We start from the raw sequence: 4,960 nt of genomic DNA on the forward strand, positions 1-4,960 counted from the left end.
TATAACACACCGGGATGTCCGTCGACTCCCGGCCGGCTCCGGCCCGCACGGTCACCCTCATCACGGGTGACGTCGTCACCGTCAGCGAGACCGGCGCCGGCCGGTACTCGACCGACATCCGGCGCCCGACGGGCGCTCGGGGCGGCGTGCACGCCCGGACCATCGGCGAGGACCTCTACGTCATCCCCGACGAGGTGCTCCCGTACCTCGCGTCGGGGCGGCTCGACCGGCGTCTCTTCGACGTCACCGGCCTGATCGAGGACGGCTACGACGACCAGCACTCCGACGGCATCCCGCTGATCGTGAGCTACGCCGATGCCGCGTCCGCCCGGCGTCCCGCGCCGGCCGGCACGACGAAGGTCCGGCCGCTGGCGAGCGTCCGCGGCGCGGCCGTCCGGGCGACCAAGCGCCACGCCCGCCAGGTCTGGGACGCGGTCACCCCGGACGTCGCCACCGCCACCCCGGCCTCGGCCGACCCGACGCCGGCGCTGGCCGACGGCATCAGCCGGATCTGGCTGGACGGCAGGGTCCACGCCGATCTCGCCGACAGCACCGCGCAGATCGGCGCCCCGACCGCCTGGGCGGCCGGGCGCGACGGTTCCGGCGTGAAGGTCGCCGTCCTCGACACCGGGGTCGACGCCGACCACCCCGACCTGGCCGGCCGGGTCAGCGCGAGCGCGAGCTTCGTACCCGGTGAGTCCGTCGACGACGGCAACGGCCACGGCACCCATGTCGCCTCGACGGTGGGTGGCAGCGGCGCCGCCTCCGGCGGGCTGGAGAAGGGGGTCGCCCCGAAGGCGGACCTCATCGTCGGCAAGATCCTGGCCGACGAGGGCCACGGCGCGGACTCCTGGGTGATCGCCGGCATGGAATGGGCGGCCGGCCAGGGCGCCCGGGTGGTCAGCATGAGCATCGGCGGCGACCAGTCCACCGACGGCACCGACCCGCTGAGCACGGCCGTCAACCAGCTCACCGCCCAGACCGGCGCCCTGTTCGTGGTGGCCGCCGGCAACGCCGGCGCCGAGGGCGTGATCAGCTCACCGGGTGCGGCGGACGCCGCGCTCACCGTCGCCGCGGTCGACTCCGCGGACCGGCTCGCCGACTTCTCCAGCCGGGGGCCGCGCTTCGGTGACTACGCCCTCAAGCCGGACGTCGCCGCTCCCGGCGTGGACATCCTCGCCCCGAAGGCGGGCGGCACCGCGACCGACGGCTGGTACCAGTCGATGAGCGGCACCTCGATGGCGACGCCCCACGTGGCGGGCGCCGCGGCGATCCTCGCCCAGCAGCACCCGGACTGGCGGGCCGCCGAGCTGAAGAACGCGCTGATGAGCACCGCGAAGAAGCTGGACGGCCAGACCGCCTACCAGGTGGGCGCGGGCCGGGTCGACATCCCGGCCGGGCTCGGTGCCACGGTCACCGCCACCGGCTCGGCGTACTTCGGGTTCCAGGGCTGGCCCCACGACGACCTCGCGCCGATCGACCGCACCGTCACGTACACCAACACGGGCGACGCGGCGGTGACGCTCGACCTGTCGGTGACCGGCGAGATCGCCGGCGGGCCGATGGACGCCGACCCGCACGCCGACGAGGGGAAGCCGGCGCCGGGGGTCTTCACCCTGGCCACGGAGACGCTCGTGGTGCCCGCGCACGGCACGGCCTCGGTCACCGCGACCGCCCACCCGGAGCTGGGCGCCGCCGGTCGCCGCTACCTCGGCGAGGTCACCGCGACGGGCGCGGGCGGGACGCTCACCCGCACCACGCTCGGCCTCTACCTGGAGGAGGAGCGGCACGACCTCACCTTCTCGATCAAGGACCGCGCCGGCCGGTACGCCTCGGCCTTCCTCACCGTGCAGCGCTTCGGCGAGGCCGAACCCTACTTCCTGATCAGCAGCGACACCGGGCCCACCACGGTGCGGCTGCGGCCCGGCACCTACAGCGTCTGGAGCTACCTCCCGGTGCCCGGCAGCCGCGGCCCCGACTCGCGGGGGACGGCCCTGCTGGGCGACCCGGAGATCGTGCTGGACCGCGACCGGACGGTGACCCTCGACGCCCGGAAGGCGGTGGAGGCCACCGCCGCGGTACCGAAGCGGACCGAGGACCGGATCCTGATGATGGACTGGTACCGGTCGGACGGGGTCAACGGCATCGACGACAAGTACATCCTGGCCCCGTGGGAGGACACGATGTACGTCCTGCCGACGAAGCGGGTCACCCGGGGGGCCTTCGAGTACGAGACCCGCTGGCGCAAGGCGTACCCGCTGCTCACCATCACCGACCGGGGTCGGGAGGTGCGCTTCCTCGGCCAGCCGGGCTCGGCGCTCCACGAGGGCCGCAAGCAGGTCGACGCCGTCTTCGCCGGCCTCGGGCGGCCGGCGGACTACGCGGGCCGCGACGTGCGGGGCAGGGTCGTGCTGGTGAACCGCTCCGACGAGCTGAGCAACGCCGAGCGCGCGACGGCGGCCGCGGCCGCGGGAGCCGAGTTGCTGGTCGTGGTCAACGACACGCCGGACCCGTACTCGCAGTGGGTGGGCGACGAGGAGGGCCGGCTCAGCGGCGTGCCGGTCGTCACCGTCACGTCCACCACCGGCGCTCCGCTCGTGGACCGGGCCCGCCGGGGGCGGTTGCGGCTCGGGATCGAGGGCACCCCCAGCTCGCCGTACACCTACGACCTGGTCGACCCGCATCCGGGCGGGATCCCGGCCGATCTGGCGTACCGGCCCCGACCGGAGGACCTCGCGGTGGTGGAGATGCGGTTCCACGGTGACGCCCCGACCATGGGGGGCGAGTTCCGGGAGGACTTCCGTCCCTACCGCACCTACGCGGCCGGCTTCCCGCTCTGGCAGGGCATGCGGCGCACCCGGACCGACTACGTCTCCGCCCAGCCGGGCACGACCTGGCGGGAGGGCGCGGTCGGCGGCCGGGAGATGGAGCTGGCCTCGGTCGGGGAGCGGCGCGCCTACCGGCCGGGCACCAGCAGCACGGTCGACTTCTTCGGGCCGGTCACCCGGCCCCGGGACAACGCCTCGTTCTACGCCTCCGAGCGGAACGCGGGCTGGCTCACCTTCAACGTCCAGCCCTGGTCGGACGGGGGCACCGGCCACGCCGGGTTCATGCAGTGGGGCAGCGACCTCACCCTCACCGTCCGGCGGGACGGGGACGAGATCGCGAAGGTGGACGGCTGGGCCCAGGCCACCATCGAGGGCAACCCGGAGGGCGTCGGCCACTACACGGTCGACCTGGCGGCGAGCCGCGCGGGCTACCGGCTGTCGCCGCGTACCCGCACCACCTGGGAGGTGCTCTCCCCGCACGTCGAGACCGAGGACGACCTCGACGTGGTGGCGCTCCTCCAGGTGGACTACGCGGTCCCGACCGACCTGGCCGGCGACGCCCGCGGGGGCCCGCAGCAGCTCACCGTCACCCCGTCCCACCTGCCGGGTGCCGCCGGCGCGGGGAAGATCGCCGGTACGACGCTCGCCGTGTCGTTCGACGACGGCGCCCACTGGCGGGACGTGACCCTGGTCCGGCGCGGCGGGACCTGGGTGGCAGACTTCGTGGCCCCCGCCACCGGTTACGTCTCGCTCAGGGCCACCGCCTGGGACGACGCCGGCAACCGGGTCAGTCAGGAGATCACCCGGGCCTACGGCCTCGCCACCCCCGGTTCGCGGTAGCGGACCGCCAGGAGCGGCGGCCCCGGGGAACCCCCCTCCCGGGGCCGCCCGCTGTTCGCGCCGGACACCTATTCACGAGAGAAGACAAGGCATGCTGGCACCGCTGGGACTCGACCCGGTCGAGGAGGAGATCTACCGGCAGCTGGTGGTGTCCCGGCGCGCGCGTGCCGCGGAACTGGCCGCCGCCACGGGCCGGCCGGCCACCGAGGTCGAGGCGGCCCTCGCGGGCCTCGTCGAGCGGGGGTTGGCAGGCGTGCCCGACCCGGGCCCCGACCCGGTCTTCGTGCCGGCGCCACCGGCCGTCGCCCTCAACGCCCTGCTCCGCCGGCGCCAGGACGACCTGCGTCAGGCGGAGTACGACGTCGCCGCGCTCGCCGAGCAGTACCGCGCCGCCGACCTGGCCCCGGGCGTGGTCGAGGTGATCGCTGACGTCGACACCGTCCGGCGCCGCTTCTTCCAGATCCAGGAGGCGGCGCGCCACGAGGTGCTCTCCATGGTGCCGCCCAACCTCCGGGTCGTCCCGCACCGGGAGAACACCGCCGAGCGGGCCAGCATGAAGCGGGGCGTCCGCTACCGGGCCCTGCTCGACCGGGGGGCGCTGACCGCGCCCAACATGCAGGCCGACGTCCGCGCCAGCATGGCGCTCGGCCAGGAGATCCGGATCGTCGACGCCGTGCCGGTCAAGATGATGATCGTGGACGGCGAGATCGCCATGCTGCCGCTGCACGCCGACGGCAACGGCACGCCGGCGTCCATCCTGGTGCACCGGAGCGGGCTGCTCGCCGCGTTGATCGCGTTCTTCGAGTCGGCGTGGGAGCGGGCGTACCCGCTGCGGCCGGCCCCGGCGCCGGACGAGGTCACCGAGCTGTCCAGCGGCGAGCTGGAGGACGAGCACATGCAGGTGCTGGCGCTGCTGCTCTCCGGCCAGACCGACCAGGCCGTCGCCACCCAGCTGGAGATCTCGCTGCGGACGGTGCACCGCCGGATTCGCCAGCTGATGACCGCGGCCGGGGTCGACAGCCGGGTCCAGCTCGGCTGGGCCGCCGCCCGCAACGGCTGGGCCTGACGCGGGAGCCCGCAGGATGCGAAGAAGCCCGGGCCGCTGGCCCGGGCTTCTTATGTCTGTGCCCCCGGCAGGATTCGAACCTGCGCCCCCGCCTCCGGAGGGCGGTGCTCTATCCCCTGAGCTACGGGGGCTCAGCGACCCGAGAAGAGTAGCAAACGCCTTCCCGGATCACCGAATCGGCACCCACGCCGGTGTTTCTGCTGATCATGAGGTTGGCGGCGCCTAC

Annotated in this window: 2 protein-coding genes and 1 tRNA gene; 2 read left to right on the top strand and 1 reads right to left on the bottom strand. The window is 74.3% G+C overall.

What is annotated here, in order from left to right; translation table 11 throughout:
* Positions 1-14: 14 nt before the first annotated feature.
* Entirely contained in the window at positions 15-3,668 is a 3,654-nt protein-coding gene (locus ACW0Q9_RS29120) for a S8 family serine peptidase (protein WP_456186743.1), read from the top strand.
* A 91-nt stretch (positions 3,669-3,759) separates the two neighbouring features.
* Complete coding sequence (locus tag ACW0Q9_RS29125) at positions 3,760-4,734, top strand: helix-turn-helix domain-containing protein (protein WP_456186745.1); 975 nt, start codon at positions 3,760-3,762, stop codon at positions 4,732-4,734.
* Between the two features lie 59 nt (positions 4,735-4,793).
* Here the strand turns inward: ACW0Q9_RS29125 and ACW0Q9_RS29130 are convergent.
* Positions 4,794-4,865, bottom strand: a tRNA-Arg gene (locus tag ACW0Q9_RS29130).
* Positions 4,866-4,960 lie beyond the last annotated feature (95 nt).

The sequence above is a fragment of the Micromonospora sp. I033 genome (genome assembly GCF_053890995.1).

What these genes read in the sequence shown, in the direction of transcription:
- ACW0Q9_RS29125 (WP_456186745.1), top strand. Translation starts at nt 3,760, where the DNA reads ATGCTGGCACCGCTGGGACTCGACCCGGTCGAGGAGGAGATCTACCGG.
- ACW0Q9_RS29120 (WP_456186743.1), top strand. Translation starts at nt 15, where the DNA reads ATGTCCGTCGACTCCCGGCCGGCTCCGGCCCGCACGGTCACCCTCATC.